This is a genomic window from Streptomyces sp. NPDC056600, from assembly GCF_042792855.1.
Lineage (GTDB): Bacteria > Actinomycetota > Actinomycetes > Streptomycetales > Streptomycetaceae > Streptomyces.
This window is the reverse complement of record NZ_JBHTVQ010000006.1, coordinates 136821-162235: the sequence shown is the minus strand read 5'-3', so window position 1 is coordinate 162235 and position 25415 is coordinate 136821. Positions and strand designations below refer to the sequence as shown.

Sequence of the window (25415 nt, the reverse complement as noted above, 5' to 3'; positions counted from 1 at the left end):
GCGGATTCACTGCCAGGGCAGTGAATCCGCGGCTCACCGGCCCCGCACACCCCCCGGACGCCCCGTTCCGGTCCACCCCAGCGCCCTCGGAGACCGGCTGCGGCACCCGGACGGCGCTGCACGGCGCGCCGGGGGGACCCCGGCGTGCCTAGCGTGGCAGCACGTAACGGGTCCGACACACCGGAGGTCAGCATGGCCCTGCGCCGTTCCCTGTCCCGCGTCGCCATGGGCGCCGCCGCCATCGCCCTGCTCTGCGCCGGGGCCGCGCCCGCCGTCGCCGGGCAGAGCCACCCCACCCCGCCGGAGGAGCGGTTCTACCAGGGCGTCGTCACCGCCCGCGGCGGGCTCCAGCTGCACACCTCGCCCACCCGCGGCAGCGAGGTGATCGGCTTCGCCCCCCAGGGCGCGGTGGTCGACATCTTCTGCAAGACGCCCGGCGAGACCGTCGACGGCAACCCGCTGTGGTACCTGCTCGCCGACGGAACCTGGGCCTGGGGCCCCGCCCGGTACATCGACAACATCGGTCCCGCGCCCCGCTGGTGCGGTCCGACGCACTGACATAACGGGACATCACGGCCCACGCTTGCTACGTTCCGACCCATGACCACCCAGGCCACGCGGGACTGGAAGGCGGCCGGGCTCCCGTCCGCCACGGCGGCGCCCGTCAGCCGCCGGGGCGCGGAGCTCGCGCTGATCGTCCTCGCCGTGTTCCTCTCCGTGTGCGGCTACTGCGCCGTCGGCCTTGCCCGCACCGGTCACGTCCCGCCCGACGCCGTCCGTCACGGCGCCGGGCTCGGGGCGCTGGCCCTGGCCGCGCACGTCGTGGTGCGGCTGCGGGCGCCCCACGCGGACCCGCTGCCGCTGCCCATCGCCGTGCTGCTCAACGGCCTGGGCCTGGTGCTGATCCACCGCCTCGACCTGGAGACCCCCGGTGAGCGGGCCGCGCCCGCGCAGCTGGTGTGGTCGACGCTGGGGGTCGGGCTGTTCATCGCCGTGGTGTGGCTGCTGCGCGATCACCGCACGCTGCGGCCCGCCGCCCGGGCCTGCGGGATCGCCGCGACGGTGCTGCTGGTGCTCCCGGTGTTCTTCCCCGCGGTCAACGGCGCCCGGATCTGGATCCGGATGGCCGGCTTCTCCCTGCAGCCGGCCGAGTTCGCCAAGGTGCTGCTGGTGGTGTTCTTCGCCGGGCACCTGGCCGCGCACCGCGAGGCGCTCGCCGGGACCGGACGACGGGCGTGGGGTCCGGTGGTGGCGGTCTGGCTGCTGAGCGTCGGCATCCTGGTCCTGGAACGGGACCTGGGGACGTCGCTGCTCTTCTTCGCCCTGTTCGTGGTCCTCCTCTACGTCGCCACCGGCCGCCTCGGCTGGATCGCGCTGGGGCTGGTGCTGCTGTCGGCGGCCGCGACGGCCGTGGCGCGGATGGAGCCGCACGTGCGCGGGCGGGTGGCCGACTGGCTGGACCCGTTCGCCTCCGTCGAGGCGGGGCTGGGCGCCGGACAGCTCGCCCAGTCCCTCTTCGCCTTCGCGGCGGGCGGGCTGTTCGGGGAAGGGCTCGGCCAGGGGCAGTCGGTGCTGATCGGCTTCGCCGCCAAGTCGGACTTCATCCTGGCCACGGCGGGCGAGGAGCTCGGCCTGGCCGGGCTGAGCGCCGTCATCGTGCTGTACGCGCTGCTGGTGGAACGGGGCTACCGGGCCGCCCTGTCGACGCCGGACCGGTTCGGGCGGCTGCTGGCGGTGGGGCTCGCCTCGCTGATCGCCGTGCAGGTGTTCGTGATCGCGGGCGGGGTGACCGGGCTCATCCCGCTGACCGGGATGGCGATGCCGTTCCTCGCGCAGGGCGGGTCCTCGGTGGTCGCCAACTGGGTGATCGTGGCCCTGCTGATCCGCCTCGGCGACGCGGCGGCCCGGCACGAGGCGGGCGACGCGGAGGAGGGCGACGCGGAGGAGGCCGAGGAGACGGGCGACACGAGGAACGCGGACGCCGCCGGCCACACGAGGGACACGGACACCGCGGAGGACGCGGGCGCCACGGGACGCGACCCCGCGGCCTCGGCCTCATCCGCCGAAGGCCGGCGGGCGCCGTGACCCGGACCGTGCGCCACGCCGGGCTGTTCTGCCTGCTGCTGCTGGCCGCGCTGCTGGTGAACGCGACGCGGGTGCAGCTGTTCGAGGGCGAGGTGTACCAGCACAACCCGGCCAACCGGCGGGCCGACATCGACCGCTACCACCACCCGCGCGGCGACATCCTGGTCGGCGACCGCCCGGTGACCGGCTCGGTCGACACCGGAGGGCGGCTGCGGCACGAACGCACGTACGCCGACGGCCCGTTGTACGCCCCCGTCACCGGCTTCGCCTCGCAGGCGTACGGCACCACCCTGCTGGAGCACGCCGAGGACGACATCCTCACCGGCCGCCACCCCCTGCTCTCCGCGCTCCCGCTGCTGGGCGGCCCGGCCGGCAGCGCGGGCGACGTGCTCACCACCGTGCAGCCACAGGCGCAGCGGGCCGCGTTCGACGGGCTGGGCGGACGCAAGGGCGCGGTGGTGGCGCTGGAGCCGGCCACCGGGCGGATCCTGGCGATGGTCTCCACCCCCTCCTACGACCCGGCCGACCTGTCGGGCAACGGGCCGTCGTCGGCGCGGGCCTGGCGCCGGCTGCTGGCGGACCCGGGCCGGCCGATGCTCAACCGGGCGGTGCGGCAGACCTATCCCCCGGGCTCCACCTTCAAGGTGGTCACCGCGGCGGCCGCGCTGGAGGCCCGGGTGGTGCGCGACCTGGACCAGCGGGTGGGCGTGCCCGGCCCGTACCGGCTGCCGGGCACGGACACCGAGCTGGCCGACGAACGGGCCGAGTGCGGCGGCGCCACCCTGCGGCAGGCCTTCGAGTGGTCCTGCAACACGGTCTTCGCGCGGCTCGGCGTCCGGGTGGGCGCGGAGCGGATGGCGCGTACGGCGCGGGCGTTCGGATTCAACGACGACGGGCTGCGGATCCCGTTCGGGGTGGCCCGCTCCACCTTCGACCCGCGGGTCGACCCGGCACAGCTGGCGCTGTCGTCGATCGGGCAGTACAACACCCGCGCCACGCCGCTGCAGATGGCGCGGGTCGCGGCGGTGGTGGCCGGGGGCGGGATGACGCGCGCCCCCTACCTGGTGGAGCGGACCACCACCGACCGGGGCACGACGATCGGCCGGGCCGGCCCGCGGGGGCTGCGGCAGGTGGTGCGGCCGGCGACGGCGCGGCTGCTGCGGGAGCTGATGACGGGGGTCGTCACCGACGGCACGGGAGGCCAGGCGGCGATCCCGGGCGCGGTGGTGGGCGGCAAGACGGGGACCGCGCAGCACGGGGTGGGGAACGCGGGGACGCCGTACGCGTGGTTCGTGTCCTGGGCGCGGGCGGAGCGGGAACTGGAGCCGCGGGTCGCGGTGGCGGTGGTGGTCGAGGACGCGGCGGCGGACCGGGGCGACATCACCGGGGGCGACGTCGCGGCGCCCGTCGCCCGCGCGGTGATGCAGGCGGTCCTCGCCGCACCCTGACCCAACCCCACTGCCGTCGAGCCGAGTTGGGCCCGCCTCGGTGACGTGGACATTTGGTGACCGGTGTCGTTCGGGGGATTGACGCGCTTGCTGACGCGCAGTCTCATAAGGGGTGTACCCGACGGTAACACTCGCACGACGAGGTGGAGAGCCATGACGACCGTGACGGACGCCGACACGCTCGCCGGACTGCGCGACGCGCTGGGTCTGCTCAAGGACCGCGAGCAGGTGGCCAAGCGGCTGCTCGACTCGTCGGCGAAGCACTCGTTCGACCCGGACAAGGAGCTGGACTGGGACGCGCCCTTCGAGGAGGGCAAGTGGTTCTGGCCGCCCGAGCTGGTGTCGCTGTACGGCACCCCGCTGTGGAAGCGGATGAGCGAGGAGCAGCGCATCGAGCTCTCCAGGCACGAGGCGGCGGCCCTGTGCTCGCTGGGCATCTGGTTCGAGATCATCCTGATGCAGTTGCTCTGCCGGCACATCTACGACAAGAACCCGACCAGCAACCACGTCCGGTACGCCCTCACCGAGATCGAGGACGAGTGCCGGCACTCGAAGATGTTCGCCCGGTTCATCCAGCGGTCCGGCTGCCCGGAGTACCCGGTCAGCCCCGTCCACCAGAACCTGGGCCGGCTCTTCAAGACCGTCTCCACCACCCCGGGGTCCTTCACGGCCACCCTGCTGGGCGAGGAGATCCTCGACTGGATGCAGCGGCTGACCTTCCCGGACGAGCGGGTCCAGACCCTCACCCGCGGCGTCACCCGGATCCACGTCGTGGAGGAGGCGCGCCACGTCCGGTACGCCCGCGAGGAGCTGCGCCGCCAGATGGTGACCGCGCCGCGCTGGTCGCGGGAGTTCACCCGGGTCACCTCCGGCGAGTTCGCCCGGGTCTTCTCGGTCGCCTTCATCAACCCGGAGGTGTACACCAACGTCGGCCTCGACAAGCGGCAGGCGATGGAGGAGGTCAGCAACAGCGGCCACCGCAGGGACGTGATGCAGACCGGCGCGAAGAAGCTGACCGACTTCCTGGACGACATCGGCGTGCTGCGCGGCGTGGGCCGCAAGCTCTGGCAGTCCTCCGGCCTGCTCGCCTGAGCCCACCGCCGCAGGGCCGCCGCGCCCGCCCACCGGGCCGCAGGGCGGCCCTGCCCGGCGCTGCTCTCCCCACCCGCGACACTGGTGGGGTGAAGAGTGAAGAGACGCCCTTCGAGGGCGGCCCGCTGGACGGCAGGACGCTGCCCGTCCTGCTGGGCGCGACCGGGCAGCCCCCGCGGTACTACAAGGTCCCGGTGCCCGACCCGGACGGCGGGCGGCCCACCGTCCTGGTGTACCGGCGCGAGCCGCGCGGGCACGGCCGCCGGCTGGGGCTGCCGGTCGGCTGGAAGTTCGTCTTCGTGCCCGACGCGACCGGCGACGAGGGCCGCCCCCGGTGGCCCTGGTCCCGCCGTCCCCCGAAGCGGCCGGACGGGCCCGGTTCCACCGACGGGTGACCTCGTTGCGCCGCCCGCCGACCCCCGGCGCGCGGACGATGGCCCACGCGCCCATCCTGCCGGTGCGGAGCGGAAGTCCCGCCCCGCGCCGGAGGTGACCTCATGTCAGCACGCCCGTCGCTCGGGCGCGTTCCCCGCCTGCTGTGCGCCGCCGCGGTCGCGGCCGGCGCCCTGAACCCCGTGGCCCCGGCCGCCGCCGAGGACGATCCGGCGCCGCCCTCCGCGGCCCGGCAGCGGCCGGTCGCCGTGCTCCTCGCCGATCTGCGCACCCTGCACCGGCAGGCCGGGCAGGCGGCCGAGGACTACCAGGACGCCGGTGTGCTGCTGCGCGGGCAGCGCGCCCGGGTGGACCGGCTGGACGCCGAGCTGGCCCGCGCCCGGCTCTCCCTCGACGACAGCCGCGCGGCGGCCGGGGCGTTCGCACGGGCGCAGTACCGGAACACGGCGGGCGCCCTCTCGCCCTACCTGCGGGTGCTGTTCGCCCGCGACCCGCAGACGGCGGTGGAGGAGGGCCGGCTGGTCGCCCGCGCCTCGGACGCGCACGCGCGCTCGGTGGGACGGCTCACCGGCGGCGAGCACCGGGTGCGTGACCTGGCCCGGCGGGCACGCGCCGCGCTGGACCGGCAGCTGGTGCTGGCCGCGCAGCGGAAGAGGGCCGACCAGCGGGTCCGCGACAAACTGGGCCGCATCGAGAAGCTGCTCGCCGCGCTGACGCCCGCGCAGCTGAAGGCGCTGGCCGCCTACGAGCGGCGCGCGGGAGCCGGCCGCGGCTGAGGCGCCCGGGAAACGCGCCGCCGCCCGGCACGGGGCCGGGCGGCGGTCATGTCGTGGTGCGGCGAGCCCGGGCGTCAGCCGCTGACGGAGGCCAGGTAGGCGCCCGTCTTCTCCGGGTCGAACCAGAAGTTGTCGAAGTCCGCCGGGTCGTTGAACCCGTTGGCGATCCGGTCGGCCACCGGCTGGAGCTGCCCGGCGGCGCCGATCAGGTTGAGGACGTGCTCCGGCGGCGGGGTCAGCATGGCGTTGGTCCACTTGGTGACGTGCTGGGCGGTGGCCCAGTAGCGGTCGAAGGTGGCCTGCATCCATTCCTCGTCGAACGGCTTGTCGCCGTGCTCGACGATGGACGCCAGGTAGGCCGCGGCGCACTTGGAGGCGGAGTTGGAGCCCTGGCCGGTGATGGGGTCGTTGGCCACCACCACGTCGGCGACGCCGAGCACCGAACCTCCGCCGGGCAGCCGGCCGATGGGGTTGCGCACCGTCGGGGCGTAACGGCCGGAGAGGGTGCCGCCCGCGTCGGTGAGCTCCACGTTGGTGGCCCGCGCGTACTCCCACGGCGTGAAGCGCTCCATCAGCTCCAGGGTGAGCGCGAGGTGCTCGGAGGGGTCCTTGACGCCCTGGAAGACGTCCAGCGGGCCGCCGGGGACGCCCTCCCAGAAGAGGATGTCGGCGCGTCCGGAGAGGGTGTACGTCGGCATGATGAACAGCTCGCCGACGCCCGGCACCAGGTTGCAGCGGACCGCGTCGAACTCCGGGTGCTCCGGGCGCGGGCCCAGACCGTGGACGTACGACACGGCGAGCGCGCGCTGCGGCTCGGTGAACGGGGAGCGCTCGGGGTCCCGCTGGAACATGGAAACGAGCTCGCCCTTGCCGGCCGAGACCAGCACCAGGTCGTAGGTGCGGGAGAAGTAGTCCAGGTCGGAGACGGCGGCGCCGTGGATGACGAGCTGACCGCCGCGCTGGGCGAAGGTCTCCATCCAGCCGGCCATCTTGACCCGCTGGTCGACGGACTGGGCGTGGCCGTCCAGCTTGCCGACCCAGTCGATGAGGCGCTGCGACTCCGGGCCGGCGACCGACACGCCCAGACCCTCGATCCGGGGCGCCTGGGACTCCCAGAAGTTCAGCTGGAGGTCGCGCTCGTGCTGGAGGGCGGTGTGGAACATGCACTGCGTCGACATGACGCGGCCGGAGCGGATCTCGTCCGCCGTCCGGTTGGACATGAGGGTGACCTCGTACCCGTGCTGCTGCAGGCCGAGGGCGAGCTGGAGACCGGACTGGCCGGCTCCGACGACGAGTATCTTCCGCATGCGGGATGTCTCCTACTCGGGACGCTGGGGGACGCGCCCGGGTGCTCGGGTGTGACGGACAGGCCCCTTCGCAAGGGCCTGTTCGGGCAGGACCTGTTCGGGCGGGGCCTACTCGGGGAGCGCCTCGAGGGCGTGGCCGACGAGGGCCAGCAGGGTCTCGATCACCGCGATCCGGCTGCGGGCGTCGATGACCATGACCGGTACGGCAGAGGGTATGGACAGCGCCTCCCGGACGTCCTCCGGTTCGAAGCGCTCGCTGCCCTCGAAGTGGTTGACGGCCACCACGTACGGCAGACCGCAGCTCTCGAAGTAGTCGAGGGCCGGCCAGCTGTCCTTGAGGCGGCGGGTGTCCGCCAGCACGACGGCGCCGACCGCGCCCCGGGCCAGGTCGTCCCACATGAACCAGAACCGCTGCTGGCCGGGGGTGCCGAACAGGTAGAGGACCAGGTCGTCGTCGAGGGTGATGCGGCCGAAGTCCATCGCCACGGTGGTCGTGGTCTTGCCGGGCGTGGCGGTGATGTCGTCGACGCCGGCGGCGGCCTCCGTCATCAGGGCCTCGGTCTCCAGCGGCTTGATCTCCGAGACCGTGCCGACCAGCGTGGTCTTGCCGACGCCGAAGCCGCCGGCCACCAGGATCTTGGTGGCCACCGGCGCCCGGTTGCGGTCGGTCTGCCAGGGCCGGAGGACCTCCTCCTCGGCGTCGGCCACGGCGACCGGCACGGCCTCGGGGACGACGGCGTTCCCGGCGTCAGAGACGGCGAAGGCCATGGAGCACCCTTTCGAGCAGTGCGCGGTCGGGACGGCCGGTGGGGTGCCCGGTCCCGTACACGCGGATCTTTCCCTGGTCCGCGAGGTCGCTCAGCAGTACGCGGACGACGCCCAGCGGCATCTTGAGCAGCGCGGCGATCTCCGCCACCGTGCGCATGCGGCGGCAGAGTTCGACGATGGCCCGCATCTCCGGCATCACCCGGGTGACGAGGGAGCCGTTCGGCAGCTCCTTGCGCTCCGGGGGCGCGTCCAGCGCCGCCACGAAGGTCTCCACCAGCAGCACGTGGCCGAAGCGGGTCCGGCCGCCGGTGAGCGAGTAGGGCCGCACGCGGGCGGGTTTGCGGTCCCCGCCGCGCACCGGAAGTCTCGAAGCGCTCATCGTCCGCTCCTCACGTCGCCGGTCTTCCGATCCATCGAGTCGCGGAGCTCGTCGCGCAGTTCGGGGGTCAGCACGTGTCCGGCCCGGCCCACGAAGAGCGCCATGTGGTACGCGATCACGCTCATGTCGCAGTCCGGCGCGGCGTGCGCGCCGAGCAGGGAGCCGTCGCTGATCGCCATGACGAAGAGGCTGCCCTCCTCCATGGCGACCATGGTCTGGCGGACGCCGCCGAACTCCAGCAGCTTGCAGGCGCCGACGGTCAGGCTGCCGATGCCGGACACCACGGTGGACAGGTCGGCGGCCGAGCCGCGCGGCCCGGTGGGGGCGTCCTTCTTCTCCTTCGGGGCGTGGTCGGCCAGGTCGGAGGAGAGCAGGAGCAGTCCGTCGGAGGAGACGACCGCCACCGACAGGAGCCCGGGCACCTCCTCGACGAGGTTGGTCAACAGCCAGTGCAGGTTGCGAGCCTCACTGCTCAGTCCGACGGTACTGGGCGCGGTCAACTGCTTGCCTCCTCGACGGTTCCCCCCATGGCCTGCTCGGATGCGTTCCCCTGACGAGGGTCCGGCGCGCCGGTGGCGTCGCCTTGTCCCTCCCCCTGCGGTCCGGGCGCCCCCTGCGCACCCGGTCCGCCCGTCGACCCCGCCAGCTCCGCCTGGACGTCGCGGCGGCCGGCCCGGGATCCCGTGTGGAACCCGCCCAGCCTGCGCCGCAGCGCGTCGGCGTCCACCGCGCCCGTGCGCGCGCGGGGAGCGGGGGCGGACACCACCTTGGGCGTGCGCTTGGGCAGGCCCTTGTCGGTCACCGGCTCGGCCTCGGCCTCGTCGGCGACGCGCTCGTGCCGCTCGGGGCCGATGGCGTACGGGTCCGTCGCCCCCTGCCCGCCCGCGTCGGCGTCCGCGCCGTCGCCCTGACCGGCGCCGTGGTCGGTGGCGCGGTCGGTGGCGTGGTCGGAGCGGTGGTCGGCGGCGGAGTTGCCGCGCCGGTCGGCGGCGCGGTCGGTGGCGTGGCCCGCGGCGATGCGTTCGGCGTCCTCGCCGGACATCTGGGCGGGCAGCCGGAAGGTCGCCGTCTCCTCATCCACGGCCTCGTGCCGGTCCCCACCGGCCCGGGCCGCGTCGGCCACCTCGTCGTCGTCCGCGGCGGCAGGCCGCGGCTCAGCGCCCTCGGCGTCGTTCGCCGCGTTCCCGGCGAGCGCGGCCGCGTCGGACACCTCGTCGTCGTCCGCGGCGGTCCCGGCCGCCTTGGGAGCGGCGTCCTCACCGGCGTCCGTGGCGACCGGGGTACGCGCTTCCGGCGGGAGGGCGGCCCCCGCCGGGCCCGCCGTGCCCGAGGTGGTGGCCGTGGGCCCGGCCACGGAGGCGCGGGCCGCCTCGGCGGCGGCCTCGGCCGCGCCGATGGCCTTCTCGGCCGCGGCGATCGCCGGGTCCTTCGCCTGCTCGACGACGGGCGCCGTCACGCCGGACGCGTCGCCGTCGCCCGAGACGGTCCCCGCCTGGGGCCGGGGCGCCGGAGCGGGACCCGCCTCCACCGCCTCGGCGGCGAGCAGGTCCTCCCCCGCGGCCGGCTCCGCGCCGCCCGGCAGGGCCGCCTTCGCCGCCTTCGCCTCGGTACGGCCGCGCAGCACGTTGGAGTTGGCCTCCGCGTCGGCGCCCGGCAGCGAGGTCGGAGCCCCCTGCCGGCCGACCGGAGCGGTGGTGACCGGAGCGGCGGCCGGGGCCGCCGCCAGCAGCGACGTGGGCAGCACCGCGACCGCGGTGACCCCGCCCTGCTTCTGCTCCCGCAGCCGCACCCGCACCCCGTGCCGGTGCGCGAGGCGGGACACGACGTAGAGGCCGAGGCCCAGACCGTCGTCGCCGTCCGGGGCGTGCGGCTGCTCGGGGTCGAAGTCGGCCAGACGGCTGTTGAGGCGCTCCAGGCGCTCCTCGGTGACGCCGATGCCCTCGTCCTGCACGGAGAGCATCACCTCACCGCTCTCCAGCAGCCACCCGGAGACCTCCACCGGCAGCTCCGGCGGCGAGAACGCGGTGGCGTTCTCCAGCAGCTCGGCCAGCAGGTGGCTCAGGTCGTCGGCGGCGAAGCCGGCCAGGTGCGCGGCCGGCGGCAGCGCGCCGATCCGCACCCGCTCGTACCGCTCGATCTCGCTGACCGCGGCCCGCACCACGTCGACCAGCGGAACCGGCCCGGCGTGCTGCTGTCCGTGCTCGACGCCCGCCAGCACCAGCAGGTTCTCGCTGTGACGGCGCATCACGGTGGCGAAGTGGTCCACCTTGAAGAGCGTGGACAGACCCTCGGGGTCCTCCTCGCGGGCCTCCAGGCCCTCGATGACGGTGAGCTGACGCTCGACCAGCCCGAGGATGCGCAGCGCCAGGCTGACGTAGGGGCCCTCGTCCGAGTTCTGCGACCGGTCAAGCTCCTCCTGCGCGGACTTCAGCTCGGCGCGCAGCTCCTCGCGTGCGTCGGCCATCCGCTGCCGCTCGCCGATCAGGTGCTTGCGGTCGGCCTCCAGCGTGCTGATCCGCTCCTGGAGCGCCAGCGCGTGACCGTGCAGCGTGTTGACGGAGCGCACGACCTGGGCGAACTCGTCCTTGCGGCCGGTGAACCGGATGGGCTCCTCGTCCTCCGGCTTGTCCGCGAGACGCGCCGAGCCGAGGCGCAACACGGCCAGCGGCCTGGTCAGCGAGCGGGCCAGCCCGGTGGCGATGCCGACCGCGAGCAGCAGCAGCGCGACCAGCGCGGCGATGCGGATCTCCAGCTCGGTGACGTCGTCGGCGCGCAGCTCCTCCAGGGCCTTCACCCGGCCCTCGTAGAGCGAGGACTCGGCGCCGCGCATCAGGTCGAGGCGGGCGGACAGCGCGGCGGAGAGCTTCTTCGGGTCGGTGGCCAGTTCCTTGTCGTTCAGCACCGGCCGGTCGGTGAGGTTGCGCAGGTACTTGCCCGCGGTCTCGGACTCGCGGCCGGTGACCGTGGAGTCGAAGGCGTCCGCCGACTCCTCGGGGGCGTTGGCGCGGAACTCGGCCAGCGCGGCGTCCGAGCGGACCCGGGCCTGCTGGGCGGCCGAGGTCAGCGCGTCGCGCCGGGAGGCGTCGGCCGGGGCGAACACCCGGGAGGTCGAGGTGGTGCCGGTGACCGGGTCGTAGACCTGGGTGGAGGTGCTCGGCACCGCCAGTGCGGCCAGCAGCAGGCCGCGGGCGGCCGCCGCCTGCTGGACGGCGGTGTCCAGGTCGGCCAGCGCGTGCGCGCCCGCCCCGGCGCGCGGCGGCATGCGGTCGGCCAGCTCGCCGGCCAGGCGGTGCAGTTCCGCGATGGCCCTGGAGTACGCCTCGTGCGCTTCGAGAGCGCTGCTCTTGCCGGAGAGCGCCGCTCTCCGGATGCTCGCGATCTCGTCGAGGTCGGCCCTGAGCGCGGCCGGGAGGTCCGCGTCCTCACGCAGATCCTCTATCTCCCGGTCCACCCGGGCGCCGCGCTGCTCGGAGGGCGCCCGCGACTCGGGGCGTCCCGCCGCGATGTACGGGGTGACCTCGTCCCGCTCGTCGGCGAGGGCGTGGGCGAGGGTCAGCGCGTCCTGGGTCTGCGCGGTGAGCGTGACCAGGTCCTTGCTCTCGTCCAGCCGCCCCGCGGAGGAGAGGAGGGAGGGGGCGCCGGCTCCCGCGACGGCGGCGGCCACCACGGCCACCGCGACGATGAGCCGGTTGCGTACATGCGTGGGCCGGCCCCGGCCCACCTCGCCGCCGGCCGGGGCGGACGCGCCCGGGGTGCCGGTGGGGGTGGGCGAGTTCTCCGTGCCCTCGCGGGAGGCCTTCTTCTTGCCCGTACGCCGAGGCCGCGTCTTCTGCACCGGTGCTCGCATTCCTGACTCGTGTACCCAAGGCCCGGGTGACCTGCCGTCAACTGGGGCGACACTCACCCGGTACGGTTCCGGTTTTCGGTGTCCGACCCTCCCAGTGCCGGTGGGCGGTGACCGGTCATCAACCGCCCCGCCACCCGAAGGAGTGAACATCGGAGGGTAGTTGAGGGGCAAGTTCCAGCCTCCCACCCGCAGGGTCGTCCGGACGGGCGTCCGGAGCCCCAGGTGGACGACCGTCACGGACTTTGGCAGGATTCGCCGCCACGCCTTCACAATCGCACCGCAATCCCCACCAACCGGGCATCGACGCGGAGTTCCGCCGGGTGACGGTGGAGGTGCGGGTGTTCCCCCTGTTCCGAGAGCCACCTCCGGGGCGTGCGGGTGCAGACTGGGCGGATGCGCGCCGAACTTGCCTCCGAGCCCTCCGAACTCGGCTTTCCCAACGAGGACTTCGTCTCCGTCGGACTACCCGCTTCCGGTCTCGGCGGCGTGGTGGTGGTGCTCGACGGGGTCACTCCCCCACGGGGCGAGACCGGCTGTGCGCACTCCGTGCCGTGGTTCACCGCCCGGCTCGGCGGGGCACTGACCGAACTGTCCCTTTCCCGGCGGGATCTCACCCTGCCGGAGGTGCTGGCTGCCGCTGTCGCGCGTACGGCCGCGGCCCACGCGGACCGCTGTGACCTTTCTCACCCGCGCACGCCGCAAGCCACGGTGGCGCTCGCCCGTTGGGACGCCGGGACGCTGGAACACCTGGTGCTGGCCGACTCGGTGCTGCTGGTGGAGCGCTCGGGGGGAGACGGTGAAGACCCCGAGGTGACCGCCCTGACCGACGACCGGCTCGCCCGGATCCCCCGGGAGCGGCTGCGGTCGGCGGCGGTGGTCGACGCGACGCTGCGGAACAAGGAGGGCGGCTTCTGGACCGCGGCGGCGGACCCCTCGGTCGCGGAGCGCGCCGTCACGGGTTCCGTGCCGCGGGAGGGGGTGCGGTCCCTCACCGCGCTCACCGACGGGGCGACGCGGTGGGTCGAGGTCTTCGGCCGGGGCGGGTGGGCCGACGTGGTCTCCCTCGTCCACGCCCGCGGGGCGGCGGCACTCGTCGCGGAGGTCCGCGAACTGGAACGCGCCGACGCGCGGACCCGCCGCCTGCTGGGCCCCTCCAAGACCCACGACGACGCCACGGTCGCCCACATCGCCTTCTGAACCCGGGACCATCCCCGGCGGGAGGCCCCACCCCGCCCCGCTGCGGGCAATCGTGCCGCTGGGGCGGCGTCGGCGCAGCCGGCACGCACGCACCCGACCCCACCGCAACAAGGCCCAGGCGCGGGAACCGCGGGCGACCTGGCGGGGTCACGCAGCCCACCCGCTGCAGGCAATCGTGCCGCTGGGCGGCACGGGTGGGCGCAGCCGGCACGCACGCACCCGACCCCACCGCCACAAGGCCCAGGCGCGGAAACCGCGGGCGACCTGGCGGGGCCACCCGCCCCACCCGCTGCGGGCAATCGTGCCGCTGGGCGGCACGGGTGGGCGCAGCCGGCACGCACGCACCCGACCCACGGCCACAAGGGCCAAGCCGCGGTCACCGCCGCAGGCAGCACGTACGCACCCGTCCTCACGCCCGCGAAGCCCGGGCGCACGCACCGCCGCACGCACCGCGCACGCACCCGCCCCCCGCCCCGCGAGGCCCAGGCACGGTCAGCGCCGCGGGCAGTCCCGTACCGCCCCCGCCACCCCCACGTTGCAGCCGCCCCCCGCCGGGGCGAGCATGGCGAAAGGTAGCCCCGCCGCCGGAAGGACCCCGCGTGCGCAGACGCAGAGCCGCCGCCGCAGTGACCGCGGCCGCCGCCCTCACCGCCCCCCTGCTCCTCGCGGCCTCCCCCGCGCCGGACCCCGGAGGACCCGGAGGACCCGGAGGACCCGGAGGACCCGGGGAACCCAAGGACCCCGCGGCCGCCGCGACCACCCTCGCCGCCCGCCTCGTGCGCGCCGCGGACGCGAGGGACGCGCACGCCCACCTCGCCGCCTTCCAACGCATCGCCGACGCCCACGGCGGCAACCGCGCCGCCGGCACCCCCGGCGGCGAGGCCACCGCCGCGTACCTCCGCAAGGCCCTCCAGCGGGCGGGCTACCTCGTCACCACCGTCCCGTTCGCCTTCACCTACGCCGAGGCCCTCGCCGAGAAGCTGAGCGTCACCACCCCCGGAACGCCCCCGCGGGACGTCGACGTGGCGCTGATGACGTACACCGTCTCCACCCCCGAGGGCGGCCTCACCGCCCCCCTCGCCGCGCTGCCCCCCAGGACCGGAGGCGACGGAACGGCGGACGCGACCCCCGGCTGCGAGCCGTCCGACTACACGCCGCACGACGTCAGGGGCAAGGCCGTGCTGATCCCCCGCGGCGCCTGCTCGTTCGCCGAGAAGCAGAAGGCCGCCGCCACCGCCGGCGCCGTCGCCGCGCTGATCGTGAACAACGCGGACGGCCCGCTGCGCGGCACCCTCGGCGACCCCTCCGCCGCCGTGATCCCCACCGGCGGCGTCACCCGCGAGGACGGCGCGGCCCTCACCGCCGCCGCCGCGAAGGCGGGGACCACCGTCAGCCTCGACCTGCGTGAGCGCCGCGAGCAGCGCACCGCCCACAACGTGATCGCCGAGACCCGCGGCGGCGACCCCTCCCGCACGGTGATGGCGGGCGCCCACCTGGACTCCGTCGTCGAGGGCCCCGGCGTCAACGACAACGGCTCCGGCTCCGCGGGCCTCCTGGAGGTGGCCCTGGAACTCGCGCGGACCGAGCACCGCCCGGCCGACCGGGTGCGTTTCGCCTGGTGGGACGCCGAGGAGTTCGGCCTGCTCGGCTCCACGGACTACGTCTCCCAGCTGTCGCCCGGGGAACGCGAGCAGATCCGCCTGTACCTGAACTTCGACATGATCGCCTCGCCCAACGCCGCCCAGTTCGTCTACGACGGCGACGACTCGGACGGGGCGGGCGAGGGCCCCGGCCCCGCCGGTTCCGCCCAGCTGGAGCGCGGGATCAACGATTTCCTCGACCGCCGCGGCCTGCGCCACCTCGGCGCGGACTTCGACGGCCGGTCGGACTACGGCCCGTTCATCGAGGCGGGCATCCCCGCCGGGGGGACGTTCACCGGCGCGGAGGGCGTGAAGACCGAGGAGATGGCCGCCCTCTTCGGCGGCACGGCGGGCAAGCCCTTCGACCCCTGCTACCACCAGGCGTGCGACGACCTGGGCAACATCTCGATGAAGGCCTTCGACGTCAACATCGACGTCATCGCCCACGCCGTCGGCTCCTACGCCCAGGACCTGTCGCCCCTGACCGCTCCCGTCCCGGCGGCCGCCCCGGCCCCCGCCGCCACCACGGCGACCACCGGCCGCCCCGCCGAGGGCCCCCACCCGGGACACACGGGCGTCGCGCGCTGAACCACGCCTCACAATCTGACAGCGGGCCGGCGCCGAACCGCCGACACCGGCCCGCCCCACCCCCGCCGACGTCAGCCCAGCGCCAGCGCCTGCACCCGGTCGTACGCCCCGTTGAACCGGTTGTGGTCGCCGACGATCGGCCCGGTCGAGGTGTACTGCCACATCGTGTAGTACGACCACCCGGCCGGCAGCGTCCCCACCGCGGTGGCGTACCGCGCGACCCACAGCGGGTTGGTCGCGCCGAAGCCGCTGTTGTTGCCGGTGCACTCGGTCCACCAGCTCGTGGCGGTGTAGATCACCGCGTCCCGCCCGGTGCGCGCCTTGTAGGTGTTCACGAAGTCCCGGATCCAGGCCACCATCTGGCTCTGCGTCTTGCCGTAGCAGGACGCCCCGTACGGGTTCCACTCGATGTCCAGCACCCCCGGCAGGGTCCTGCCGTCGCGGGACCAGCCGCCCCCGTTGTCGACGAAGTAGTTGGCCTGCGTGGCGCCCGACGTGGTGTCCGGGGTGGCGAAGTGGTACGTCCCGCGGATCATCCCGATGTTGTACGAGCCGTTGTACTGCTGCGTGAACGAGGTGTTCTTGTAGTACGTCCCCTCGGTGGCCTTCACGTAGGCCCACTTCACGCCGCTGTTCCAGAGCGAGCCCCAGTCCACGTTGCCCTGGTGGCCGGAGACGTCGACGCCCTCGGTCTGGACGGCGTCCGCCCGGCCGTTGGAGGGGTCGCCCTGCTGCCCGTCGTGGGAGAGGACGCCCATGCCCAGATGGGCGGTGCCGCGGGCCGGGTACTTGGTCCTGCCGTCGCCGCCGCCATCGCCGTCGCCGGCGGCGTGGGCGGGGGTGACGGTGAGCGCGGCGAGGGCCGCGAGAAGCACGCCGGCGAGAACGGCGCGCGCGGGTCTGAGCACGGACATGCGAACCTCCGGTGAGGGGAACGGAAAAACGCCGCTTGGCGCGGACATGTCAGTGGTGCCGTCTCGAAGCTACGCCCGTAGACGTCCCCCGGAAAGAGCGCCTGCCCCCGCTCCGCGCCCGTGGATCAGCCGTTCGCCGATATCCGGCCACCGCCCTTGGCAGGATGGACGTCATGTCCACCACGCACGCCCCCGTACCGGACGGGGAGAACGAGACCTCTGACCAGACACCGGTCGTCGTGGACCGCCGCACCGGCCCGCACGGCGAGGTCGTGCTGCGCCGTCACGGCGCGCTGCTGCAGATCATCGCGAACGGCTGCTTCCTGATGGACACCTCGGACGGACGCTCCGAGCGTCTCCTTGTCGACGCGGCCGCCCGCGGACTCGACGGGACGGGAGCACGCGGGTCGCGGCGCCTGCTGATCGGCGGGCTGGGCGTCGGATTTTCGCTCGCACACGCCACCGCGGACGCCCGCTGGGACCGGATCACGGTGATCGAGCGCGAGCCGGCGGTGATCGACTGGCACCACTCCGGGCCGCTGCGACACCTCACCGCGGACGCCCTCGCGGACCCCCGGACGGAGATCGTCGAGGCGGACCTGATTCGTTATCTGGATGTGACTTCCCACACGTGGGACGCACTCTGTCTCGACATCGACAACGGCCCCGGATGGACCGTCGACGAGGGCAACGACAGCCTCTACTCGCCGGCCGGACTCGCGGCCTGCGCACGGGTTTTGCGGCCCGACGGGGTGCTGGCGGTCTGGTCGGCGCAGCCCTCCCCGGAATTCGAAGGTACCTTGCGGAATGCCGGGTTCCGGCAGGTGCGTACCGATGAGGTCCCGGTTGCCCGGGGAGTTCCGGACGTGGTGCACCTGGCTCTGCGGCCCGGGATGGCTCTTGCCGGGTGAATCCGCATACGCTGCCCCTTGGCGCCGATCATCGGCGCCAGGACCGCAGGCATGGGAATCACCCCACGGATTCCGGAAAGCACACCAGGGGCGGGCGATGGAGCAGACACACACCTCGCACAGCGGAAGCACGGCGACCTCACAGAGCGGAAGCACGGCGACCCAGGGCGCTCAGCGCAGAGTCCTGGTGGTCGAGGACGACCCGACGATCGTCGACGCCATCGCGGCCCGTCTGCGCGCCGAGGGGTTCCTGGTGCAAACGGCGGGCGACGGACCGGCCGCGGTGGACACCGCGGAGGCCTGGCAGCCGGACCTCCTGATCCTCGACGTCATGCTGCCCGGCTTCGACGGCCTGGAGGTCTGCCGCCGCGTGCAGGCCCAGCGCCCGGTGCCGGTGCTGATGCTCACCGCGCGCGACGACGAGACCGACATGCTGGTGGGTCTCGGCGTCGGCGCCGACGACTACATGACCAAGCCGTTCTCCATGCGGGAGCTGGCGGCGCGCGTCCACGTGCTGCTGCGCCGCATGGAACGCGCCGCCCTGGCCGCCGCCACGCCGCGTTCCGGCGTGCTGCGCCTGGGCGAACTGGAGATCGACCACGCCCAGCGCCGGGTGCGGGTCCGCTCCGAGGACGTCCACCTGACGCCCACCGAGTTCGACCTGCTGGTGTGCCTGGCCAACACCCCGCGGGCGGTGCTCTCCCGGGAGCAGCTGCTCGCCGAGGTGTGGGACTGGGCCGACGCGTCCGGCACCCGGACCGTCGACAGCCACATCAAGGCGCTGCGCCGGAAGATCGGCGCGGAGCGCATCCGTACGGTGCACGGCGTGGGCTACGCCCTGGAGACGCCGACGCCATGACCAGCGACCCGGTGGCCGGGCGACCGACGGGCCGGCGCAGACCTCACGGGCCGCCCTGCCCCCGGCGGGCGGCCATGCGGCCGTTCTCGATCAAGACCAAGCTGTGCGTCCTGGTCGTGGCCTCGGTGCTGATCACCACGGGCTTCCTGCTGATAGCGGTGCGGACGGCCACCGAACTCCGGTTCGTCATGGTCTTCTCCATGATCGCGACGCTGCTGATCACCCAGTTCGTGGCGCAGTCGCTGACCGCGCCGCTGGACGCCATGACGGGTGTCGCCCGGGCCATCGCGCACGGCGACTACGGCCGCCGGGTGTCCGAGGGCCGGCGTGACGAGCTGGGCGACCTGTCCCGGGCCATCAATCGGATGGCCGACGAGCTGGACGCGCAGGACCGTCAGCGCAAGGAGCTTGTGGCAAACGTCTCGCACGAGCTGCGCACCCCGATCGCCGGTCTGCGGGCGGTGCTGGAGAACGTGGTGGACGGCGTCTGCGAGGCGGACCCGGAGACCATGCGGACCGCGCTGCGGCAGACCGAGCGGCTGGGGCGCCTGGTGGACACCCTGCTCGACCTCTCCCGGCTGGACAACGGCGTGGTGCCGCTCAAGGCCCGCACCTTCGAGGTCTGGCCGTACCTCTCCGGGATCATCAAGGAGGCCGGGATGGTCGCCGCGGCCCGTCCGGGCCTCGCCTCCGGCTCCGGCACCCACACCCGCAGCGACGTCCACCTGCACCTGGACGTGCAGCCCACGCACCTGAGCGCGCACGCCGACCCCGAGCGGCTGCACCAGGTGCTCGCCAACCTCATCGACAACGCGATGAAGCACAGCCCGCCGCGCGGCCGGGTGACCGTACGGGCCCGCCCCGGCCCGTATCCGGGCTCGCTGACGCTGGAGGTCCAGGACGAGGGTCCGGGCATCCCGCGCGCCGAGTGGCACCGCGTCTTCGAGCGTTTCAACCGGGGATCGGCCGCCCCTTCGCACGGCCCCGGCAGCGACGGCGGCACCGGTCTGGGTCTCGCGATCGCCCGCTGGGCCGTGGAACTGCACGGCGGACGCATCAGGGTGGCCGAATCCGAGCGCGGCTGTCGCATGCTCGTCACCCTTCCGGGAAGCATCCCGGAAGAGGGTTGACGTAAAGTTCGGACCAAGACCCCTTCAAGATCCATCGGCGTTCGCGCCGGTGGGGGCGTGTGAGCACGTGGAAGGGGGGAACAGGCTCGTGCGGAGGCCGTGCGCGGCTTCCGCCGTCGCACCCGTACACACCTGTTTCATAGGGGAACCCCGGTTGTTTCCCGCCATTTCCGCCGCCGAAACACGCTCGCGGATGTGATGTGCGTGACGATGACCGGGCCCGGCCTGACCATCACTGCCGGGGAGGCGTAGCTTTGTTCCCGCTGTCCATAACCTTGTGAAGCGGAAGAGGGCGGTTGCCGCCGTGTCGCCACAGTCCCCCAGTAACTCGAGTGTCTCGACCGACGCAGGTTCGGCGGGTAAGAACCCCGCGGCCGCGTTCGGTGCCAACGAGTGGCTCGTCGACGAGATCTATCAGCAGTACCTCCAGGACCCGAATTCGGTAGACCGCGCCTGGTGGGACTTCTTCGCCGACTACAAGCCGGGCTCCTCCGCCCAGCAGTCCGCCGCGCCGGCCCCGGCCGCCCCGGCCCAGCCCGCCGCACCCGCCGCCCCGCGGCAGGCCGCGGCTCCGGCGCAGGCCGCCGCTCCCGCCGCCCCGCAGCAGGCAGCCGCTCCGGCAGCGCCCGCCAAGCCCGCCCCGGCGAAGCCCGCCGCCGCCCCGGCTCCGGCCGCGCCCGCGGCGAAGGCCCCCGCCAAGGCGAAGGCCGAGCCCGAGGCCGAGGCGAAGACGGGACCCGAGTACGTCACGCTCCGTGGCCCCGGCGCCGCCGTCGCGAAGAACATGAACGCCTCCCTGGAGCTGCCGACCGCCACGTCGGTCCGCGCGGTCCCGGTGAAGCTGCTGTTCGACAACCGCATCGTCATCAACAACCACCTCAAGCGCGCCCGCGGCGGGAAGATCTCCTTCACGCACCTCATCGGGTACGCGATGGTGCAGGCCGTCAAGGCCATGCCGTCGATGAACTGGTCCTTCGCGGAGAAGGACGGCAAGCCGACGCTGGTCAAGCCCGAGCACGTCAACCTGGGCCTGGCCATCGACCTGGTCAAGCCCAACGGCGACCGCCAGCTCGTCGTCGCGGCCATCAAGAAGGCCGAGACCCTGAACTTCTTCGAGTTCTGGCAGGCCTACGAGGACATCGTCCGTCGCGCCCGCGACAACAAGCTGACGATGGACGACTTCACCGGCGTGACGGTCTCCCTCACCAACCCCGGCGGCATCGGCACCGTGCACTCCGTGCCGCGCCTGATGCCCGGCCAGTCGGTGATCATGGGCGTCGGCGCCATGGAGTACCCCGCCGAGTTCCAGGGCACCTCCCAGGACACCCTGAACAAGCTGGGCATCTCCAAGGTGATGACCCTCACCTCGACCTACGACCACCGCACCATCCAGGGCGCCGCCTCGGGTGAGTTCCTGCGGATCGTGTCGAACCTGCTGCTCGGCGAGAACGGCTTCTACGACGAGATCTTCGAGGCGCTGCGGATCCCCTACGAGCCGGTCCGCTGGCTCAAGGACATCGACGCCTCGCACGACGACGACGTCACCAAGGCCGCCCGCGTCTTCGAGCTGATCCACTCCTACCGGGTCCGCGGCCACGTCATGGCCGACACCGACCCGCTGGAGTACCAGCAGCGCAAGCACCCCGACCTGGACATCACCGAGCACGGCCTCACCCTGTGGGACCTGGAGCGCGAGTTCGCCGTCGGCGGCTTCGCCGGCAAGTCGATGATGAAGCTGCGCGACATCCTCGGCGTGCTCCGTGACTCGTACTGCCGCACCACCGGCGTCGAGTACATGCACATCCAGGACCCGAAGCAGCGCAAGTGGCTCCAGGACCGCATCGAGCGCCCGCACTCCAAGCCGGAGCGCGAGGAGCAGCTGCGGATCCTGCGCCGTCTGAACGCCGCCGAGGCCTTCGAGACGTTCCTGCAGACCAAGTACGTCGGCCAGAAGCGCTTCTCGCTGGAGGGCGGCGAGTCCGTCATCCCGCTGCTCGACGCGGTGATCGACTCGGCCGCCGAGTCCCGTCTGGACGAGGTCGTCATCGGCATGGCCCACCGCGGCCGCCTGAACGTCCTCGCCAACGTCGTCGGCAAGTCCTACGCGCAGATCTTCCGCGAGTTCGAGGGCAACCTCGACCCGAAGTCGATGCACGGCTCCGGCGACGTGAAGTACCACCTGGGCGCCGAGGGCACCTTCACCGGCCTGGACGGCGAGCAGATCGCCGTCTCGCTGGTCGCCAACCCCTCGCACCTGGAGGCGGTGGACCCGGTCCTGGAGGGCGTCGCCCGCGCCAAGCAGGACATCATCAACAAGGGCGGCACGGACTTCACGGTCCTGCCGATCGCCATACACGGTGACGCGGCCTTCGCGGGCCAGGGCGTGGTGGCCGAGACCCTGAACATGTCGCAGCTGCGCGGCTACCGCACCGGCGGCACGGTCCACGTCGTCATCAACAACCAGGTCGGCTTCACCGCGGCCCCCGAGTCCTCGCGTTCCTCGATGTACGCGACGGACGTGGCCCGCATGATCGAGGCCCCGATCTTCCACGTCAACGGCGACGACCCCGAGGCCGTCGTCCGCGTCGGCCGGCTCGCCTTCGAGTTCCGCCAGGCGTTCAACAAGGACGTGGTCATCGACCTCATCTGCTACCGCCGCCGCGGTCACAACGAGTCGGACAACCCGGCCTTCACCCAGCCGCTGATGTACGACCTGATCGACAAGAAGCGCTCGGTGCGCAAGCTCTACACCGAGTCCCTCATCGGTCGCGGCGACATCACCCTGGAAGAGGCCGAGCAGGCGCTCCAGGACTACCAGGGCCAGCTGGAGAAGGTCTTCACGGAGGTCCGCGAGGCCACCGCGCAGCCCGTCCCCTCCGAGGCCTACGACCCGCAGGCCGGCTTCCCCGTCCCGGTGACCACCGCGATCTCCAGCGAGGTCGTCAAGCGGATCGCCGAGTCGCAGGTCAACATCCCCGACCACATCACCGTGCACCCGCGTCTGCTGCCGCAGCTGCAGCGCCGTGCGGCGATGGTCGAGGACGGCACCATCGACTGGGGCATGGGCGAGACCCTCGCGGTCGGCTCGCTGCTCCTCGAGGGCGTCCCGGTCCGTCTGGCGGGCCAGGACTCGCAGCGCGGCACCTTCGGTCAGCGTCACGCGGTGCTCATCGACCGCGCGACCGGCGAGGAGTTCACGCCGCTGCTGTACCTGGCGGACGAACAGGCCCGCCTGAACGTCTACAACTCCCTGCTGTCGGAGTACGCGGCGATGGGCTTCGAGTACGGCTACTCGCTGGCCCGCCCCGAGGCTCTGGTCATGTGGGAGGCGCAGTTCGGCGACTTCGTCAACGGCGCGCAGACGGTCGTGGACGAGTTCATCTCCTCCGCCGAGCAGAAGTGGGGCCAGACCTCCGGCGTCACGCTGCTCCTGCCGCACGGCTACGAGGGCCAGGGCCCGGACCACTCGTCCGCCCGCCCGGAGCGCTTCCTGCAGCTGTGCGCGCAGAACAACATGACGGTCGCCATGCCGACCTCGCCGGCGAACTACTTCCACCTCCTGCGGTGGCAGGTGCACAACCCGCACCACAAGCCGCTGGTGGTCTTCACCCCGAAGTCGATGCTGCGCCTGAAGGCCGCCGCGTCGAAGGCGGAGGAGTTCACCACGGGCGGGTTCCGTCCGGTCATCGGCGACGAGTCGGTGGACCCGGCCGCGGTCCGCAAGGTCGTCTTCTGCGCCGGCAAGGTCTACTACGACCTCGACGCGGAGCGGAAGAAGCGTGGTGACACCGAGACGGCGATCATCCGCCTGGAGCGGCTGTACCCGCTCGCCGGCGAGGAGATCCAGGCCGAGATCGCCAAGTTCCCCAACGCCGAGAAGTACCTCTGGGTGCAGGAGGAGCCGGCGAACCAGGGCGCCTGGCCGTTCATCGCGCTGAACCTGATCGACCACCTCGACCTGAAGGTCGGCGCGGACGTCCCCGCCGCCGAGCGCCTGCGCCGCATCTCGCGTCCGCACGGCTCCTCGCCGGCGGTCGGCTCCGCGAAGCGGCACCAGGCCGAGCAGGAGCAGCTGCTCAACCAGGTCTTCGAGGCGTAAGCCCTCCCAGCCCTCCAGGTAAGGCCCGGCCCGGGGTTCCCGGTCCGGGCCTTACCCTTTCTTCCGTAGCCGTCCAATGCGCAGGAGACACCACCCCATGTACTTCACCGACCGCGGCATCGAGGAGCTGGAGAAGCGACGCGGCGAGGAGGAGGTCACCTTCGAGTGGCTCGCCGAGCAGCTCCGCACGTTCGTGGACCTCAACCCGGACTTCGAGGTCCCGGTCGAACGCCTCGCCACCTGGCTCGCCCGCCTCGACGACGAGGACGACGAGTAGTCCCTCCCGCCCGACCGCGCGGCACGTCCCGTCCCTCCGCCCGCCCCCTGTGGGCGAGGCCGATACCGGGAGTGCCGACCCGCCCGTCACCCGCTCCCACCCGCCCCCTGCGGGCAATCGTGCCGCTGGGGCGATGGGGGTCCTCCCCCAGACTTCGTCCGGGGGTACCCCCACCTGCTCGAGCTAAGCCGAGAGCTTGGGGGTGGGGGTACCCCCTGGACGAAGTCCTTGGGGGAGGTGGGCGCAGGGGCCCACGTCCTCGCGACACGGCTCGCTCCATGAAACCTCAGTCCCTCCTGGGAAGGGGGCGGGTCGGGGGATCAAACGGTGCTGACCACCGGGGCTCAGCCCCGAGTCGCGCTGCGGCTGGCTCACGTGCGTACGGTGCCGTCGGCTTGCGCGTGGTGAGGGAGCCGCTCGCCGCTCGCCACGGAGGCTCGGGCCCTGCGGGAGGCAAGCCGCGGACGCCGGCAGGACGCGACGCACGCTGCGCAGAGGAGCCAGGACGGCCGGTGCAGGCCACAGGGGAACGGCAAGGCGCAGCCCCGCACGGCGGACGACCCTCCACGCCCGGTGAAGGCCGACGTCACGCCCGGGCACGGCGCAGCGCCCCGTACGCCACCCCCACCACCCCCTGCGCAACAAGCACCGCCCCGACCCCCACCACCCCCGCCCTCCCCCTCCGCACCCCGGTCACCACCGTCGGCACACCCACCCCCACCTGCCCCACCGCGAGCCCCATCGCCCGCCACCCCCCGCTCCACGGCATCCACGCCCCCAGCCGGCCACCCACCGCGACGTCGAGCTCCCCGAGGACCGCCTCCCGCCAGCCCGGCCACTCCACCCGCCGAGTGCCTGCATGCCCGCGCAGGGCCTCGCACAACGCCCCGGCGGAGCTCCCCGGCTCCACCCCCGCCGGCAACGCGACCCCCGTCCGCGTCAGCACCGCCAGCAGCCCCCGCAGCCGCGCCCCCGCGTCGGCCTCCGGGTCCGGCGTCCTCAGGCCCTCCAACAGCTCCGCGTCCAGCACCGGGTCCAGCCCGAGCCGCCCCACCAGCGCCAGCACCAACGCCTCCCCCTCCCCGGCCCAGGCCCCGCCACCGCCCGCATCGGCCCCGTCGGCCGCGAACCCGTCCCCGCTCCCGGCACCGCCGTCACCCGCCCCGCCTCCACCCACCCCAGCCGCTCCGTCCCCGCCGACCCACCACCCGCCCGTGGCCGCCTCCGCCCCCACCACCGCCCCGTCCTCCCGCCACGCGAGTCCCACCGCCCGGCGGAACCCGGAGGCCAGCACGAACCCGCTGCCCTCCGCGTCCCACCACATCCCCAGCACCGGCCAGGTCGCCGCCACGGCGAGCGCCGACGTCCAGCCGCCGACGACCCGTCCCGCGGACACCCTGTCCTCCGTCCCCGTCCCCGTCCACGGCGTCCGCTCCGGCACCAGCACGCTCCACCCCGTGCCGGCCCCGCCGAGCAGCATCCGCTCCCGCAGCAGCCGCGCGACGGGAGCCACCACCCGCGGCGCGGCCCGACAGAGCAGCAACGCCCCCGCCTCACCGGCTCCGCCCGTCCCAGCAGCCACACCGGCCCCGCTCGCCCCATCCGCACGCTCACTCACCATGATCGCCACGCTAGATGCGCCCAGCCGATTCCTCCCCCTTTGTTCACCCGCCCCAACCTCACTCGATAGAGCACCTTGACTTCC

20 protein-coding genes are annotated in these 25415 nt (G+C 73.4%); 13 read left to right on the top strand and 7 right to left on the bottom strand.

The features are described 5' to 3' along the window. Positions 1-192 precede the first annotated feature (192 nt). The 6 genes from ACFRAV_RS05555 (at position 193) to ACFRAV_RS05530 (ending at position 5794) form a co-directional block, all read left to right on the top strand. On the top strand, positions 193-558 hold the full coding sequence (locus tag ACFRAV_RS05555; RefSeq protein WP_382551859.1) for an SH3 domain-containing protein: 366 nt from the start codon (positions 193-195) through the stop codon (positions 556-558). Positions 559-600: 42 nt separating this feature from the next. Continuing rightward, positions 601-2085, top strand: coding sequence for an FtsW/RodA/SpoVE family cell cycle protein (locus ACFRAV_RS05550; protein WP_382551857.1), 1485 nt, complete (start codon positions 601-603; stop codon positions 2083-2085). Further along, positions 2082-3533: a penicillin-binding transpeptidase domain-containing protein gene (locus ACFRAV_RS05545; RefSeq protein WP_382551856.1), complete on the top strand. Its 1452-nt coding sequence runs from the start codon at positions 2082-2084 to the stop codon at positions 3531-3533. Before ACFRAV_RS05550 ends, ACFRAV_RS05545 begins: the two co-directional genes overlap by 4 nt. A gap of 153 nt (positions 3534-3686) precedes the next feature. After that, positions 3687-4625 carry a diiron oxygenase gene (locus ACFRAV_RS05540; RefSeq protein WP_382551854.1) on the top strand — a complete coding sequence of 313 codons (939 nt, stop codon included), beginning with the start codon at positions 3687-3689 and terminating at the stop codon, positions 4623-4625. A gap of 89 nt (positions 4626-4714) precedes the next feature. Beyond that, positions 4715-5020, top strand: a complete 306-nt coding sequence (locus ACFRAV_RS05535) for a hypothetical protein (protein WP_382551852.1) — start codon at positions 4715-4717, stop codon at positions 5018-5020. A 102-nt stretch (positions 5021-5122) separates the two neighbouring features. Next, the gene (locus ACFRAV_RS05530; protein WP_382551851.1) at positions 5123-5794 is read left to right on the top strand and encodes a hypothetical protein; all 672 of its coding nucleotides are present in this window, start codon (positions 5123-5125) and stop codon (positions 5792-5794) included. A 74-nt stretch (positions 5795-5868) separates the two neighbouring features. On the opposite strand, the gene ACFRAV_RS05525 is transcribed toward ACFRAV_RS05530, so the two are convergent. The 5 genes from ACFRAV_RS05525 to ACFRAV_RS05505 all read right to left on the bottom strand — a co-directional run bounded on the left by ACFRAV_RS05525 (position 5869) and on the right by ACFRAV_RS05505 (position 12083). Continuing rightward, positions 5869-7101, bottom strand: coding sequence for a styrene monooxygenase/indole monooxygenase family protein (locus tag ACFRAV_RS05525; RefSeq protein ID WP_382551850.1), 1233 nt, complete (start codon positions 7099-7101; stop codon positions 5869-5871). 108 nt (positions 7102-7209) lie between these two features. Further along, on the bottom strand, positions 7210-7869 hold the full coding sequence (locus tag ACFRAV_RS05520) for an ATP/GTP-binding protein (RefSeq protein ID WP_382551848.1): 660 nt from the start codon (positions 7867-7869) through the stop codon (positions 7210-7212). Then, a complete protein-coding gene (locus tag ACFRAV_RS05515; RefSeq protein WP_382551846.1) occupies positions 7850-8248 on the bottom strand; it encodes a DUF742 domain-containing protein in 399 nt (132 codons plus the stop codon). The genes ACFRAV_RS05520 and ACFRAV_RS05515 overlap by 20 nt, the downstream gene beginning before the upstream one ends. Further along, entirely contained in the window at positions 8245-8748 is a 504-nt protein-coding gene (locus ACFRAV_RS05510; RefSeq protein ID WP_382551844.1) for a roadblock/LC7 domain-containing protein, read from the bottom strand. Before ACFRAV_RS05510 ends, ACFRAV_RS05515 begins: the two co-directional genes overlap by 4 nt. Further along, on the bottom strand, positions 8745-12083 hold the full coding sequence (locus tag ACFRAV_RS05505) for a nitrate- and nitrite sensing domain-containing protein (RefSeq protein ID WP_382551843.1): 3339 nt from the start codon (positions 12081-12083) through the stop codon (positions 8745-8747). The genes ACFRAV_RS05510 and ACFRAV_RS05505 overlap by 4 nt, the downstream gene beginning before the upstream one ends. A gap of 405 nt (positions 12084-12488) precedes the next feature. On the opposite strand from ACFRAV_RS05505, the gene ACFRAV_RS05500 reads away from it, so the two are divergent. Together ACFRAV_RS05500 and ACFRAV_RS05495 are read left to right on the top strand one after the other, a co-directional pair. Further along, entirely contained in the window at positions 12489-13292 is an 804-nt protein-coding gene (locus ACFRAV_RS05500) for a hypothetical protein (protein ID WP_382551841.1), read from the top strand. Between the two features lie 599 nt (positions 13293-13891). Continuing rightward, complete coding sequence (locus tag ACFRAV_RS05495) at positions 13892-15520, top strand: M28 family metallopeptidase (protein ID WP_382551840.1); 1629 nt, start codon at positions 13892-13894, stop codon at positions 15518-15520. 71 nt (positions 15521-15591) lie between these two features. Here ACFRAV_RS05495 and ACFRAV_RS05490 read toward each other — a convergent pair whose 3' ends face one another. Next, positions 15592-16434 (bottom strand): lysozyme, encoded by an 843-nt coding sequence (locus tag ACFRAV_RS05490; protein WP_382551838.1) that lies wholly within the window; start codon positions 16432-16434, stop codon positions 15592-15594. Positions 16435-16607: 173 nt separating this feature from the next. On the opposite strand from ACFRAV_RS05490, the gene ACFRAV_RS05485 reads away from it, so the two are divergent. The 5 genes from ACFRAV_RS05485 (at position 16608) to ACFRAV_RS05465 (ending at position 23710) form a co-directional block, all read left to right on the top strand. Beyond that, positions 16608-17345: a spermidine synthase gene (locus tag ACFRAV_RS05485; RefSeq protein WP_382551836.1), complete on the top strand. Its 738-nt coding sequence runs from the start codon at positions 16608-16610 to the stop codon at positions 17343-17345. Between the two features lie 97 nt (positions 17346-17442). Then, positions 17443-18204 (top strand): response regulator transcription factor, encoded by a 762-nt coding sequence (locus tag ACFRAV_RS05480; RefSeq protein ID WP_382551834.1) that lies wholly within the window; start codon positions 17443-17445, stop codon positions 18202-18204. 74 nt (positions 18205-18278) lie between these two features. Next, the gene (locus ACFRAV_RS05475; RefSeq protein WP_382551833.1) at positions 18279-19334 is read left to right on the top strand and encodes an ATP-binding protein; all 1056 of its coding nucleotides are present in this window, start codon (positions 18279-18281) and stop codon (positions 19332-19334) included. A 304-nt stretch (positions 19335-19638) separates the two neighbouring features. Then, the gene (locus ACFRAV_RS05470) at positions 19639-23433 is read left to right on the top strand and encodes a multifunctional oxoglutarate decarboxylase/oxoglutarate dehydrogenase thiamine pyrophosphate-binding subunit/dihydrolipoyllysine-residue succinyltransferase subunit (RefSeq protein WP_382551831.1); all 3795 of its coding nucleotides are present in this window, start codon (positions 19639-19641) and stop codon (positions 23431-23433) included. 97 nt (positions 23434-23530) lie between these two features. Then, positions 23531-23710: a DUF6104 family protein gene (locus tag ACFRAV_RS05465; RefSeq protein ID WP_003992906.1), complete on the top strand. Its 180-nt coding sequence runs from the start codon at positions 23531-23533 to the stop codon at positions 23708-23710. Positions 23711-24296: 586 nt separating this feature from the next. Here the strand turns inward: ACFRAV_RS05465 and ACFRAV_RS05460 are convergent. Then, positions 24297-25331 carry a hypothetical protein gene (locus ACFRAV_RS05460; protein ID WP_382551829.1) on the bottom strand — a complete coding sequence of 345 codons (1035 nt, stop codon included), beginning with the start codon at positions 25329-25331 and terminating at the stop codon, positions 24297-24299. Between the last annotated feature and the right edge of the window lie 84 nt (positions 25332-25415).

What these genes read in the sequence shown, in the direction of transcription:
- ACFRAV_RS05555 (WP_382551859.1), top strand. Translation starts at nt 193, where the DNA reads ATGGCCCTGCGCCGTTCCCTGTCCCGCGTCGCCATGGGCGCCGCCGCC.
- ACFRAV_RS05550 (WP_382551857.1), top strand. Translation starts at nt 601, where the DNA reads ATGACCACCCAGGCCACGCGGGACTGGAAGGCGGCCGGGCTCCCGTCC.
- ACFRAV_RS05540 (WP_382551854.1), top strand. Translation starts at nt 3,687, where the DNA reads ATGACGACCGTGACGGACGCCGACACGCTCGCCGGACTGCGCGACGCG.
- ACFRAV_RS05530 (WP_382551851.1), top strand. Translation starts at nt 5,123, where the DNA reads ATGTCAGCACGCCCGTCGCTCGGGCGCGTTCCCCGCCTGCTGTGCGCC.
- ACFRAV_RS05525 (WP_382551850.1), bottom strand. Translation starts at nt 7,101, where the DNA reads ATGCGGAAGATACTCGTCGTCGGAGCCGGCCAGTCCGGTCTCCAGCTC.
- ACFRAV_RS05520 (WP_382551848.1), bottom strand. Translation starts at nt 7,869, where the DNA reads ATGGCCTTCGCCGTCTCTGACGCCGGGAACGCCGTCGTCCCCGAGGCC.
- ACFRAV_RS05515 (WP_382551846.1), bottom strand. Translation starts at nt 8,248, where the DNA reads ATGAGCGCTTCGAGACTTCCGGTGCGCGGCGGGGACCGCAAACCCGCC.
- ACFRAV_RS05500 (WP_382551841.1), top strand. Translation starts at nt 12,489, where the DNA reads ATGCGCGCCGAACTTGCCTCCGAGCCCTCCGAACTCGGCTTTCCCAAC.
- ACFRAV_RS05490 (WP_382551838.1), bottom strand. Translation starts at nt 16,434, where the DNA reads ATGTCCGTGCTCAGACCCGCGCGCGCCGTTCTCGCCGGCGTGCTTCTC.
- ACFRAV_RS05485 (WP_382551836.1), top strand. Translation starts at nt 16,608, where the DNA reads ATGTCCACCACGCACGCCCCCGTACCGGACGGGGAGAACGAGACCTCT.
- ACFRAV_RS05480 (WP_382551834.1), top strand. Translation starts at nt 17,443, where the DNA reads ATGGAGCAGACACACACCTCGCACAGCGGAAGCACGGCGACCTCACAG.
- ACFRAV_RS05475 (WP_382551833.1), top strand. Translation starts at nt 18,279, where the DNA reads ATGCGGCCGTTCTCGATCAAGACCAAGCTGTGCGTCCTGGTCGTGGCC.
- ACFRAV_RS05465 (WP_003992906.1), top strand. Translation starts at nt 23,531, where the DNA reads ATGTACTTCACCGACCGCGGCATCGAGGAGCTGGAGAAGCGACGCGGC.
- ACFRAV_RS05460 (WP_382551829.1), bottom strand. Translation starts at nt 25,331, where the DNA reads ATGGTGAGTGAGCGTGCGGATGGGGCGAGCGGGGCCGGTGTGGCTGCT.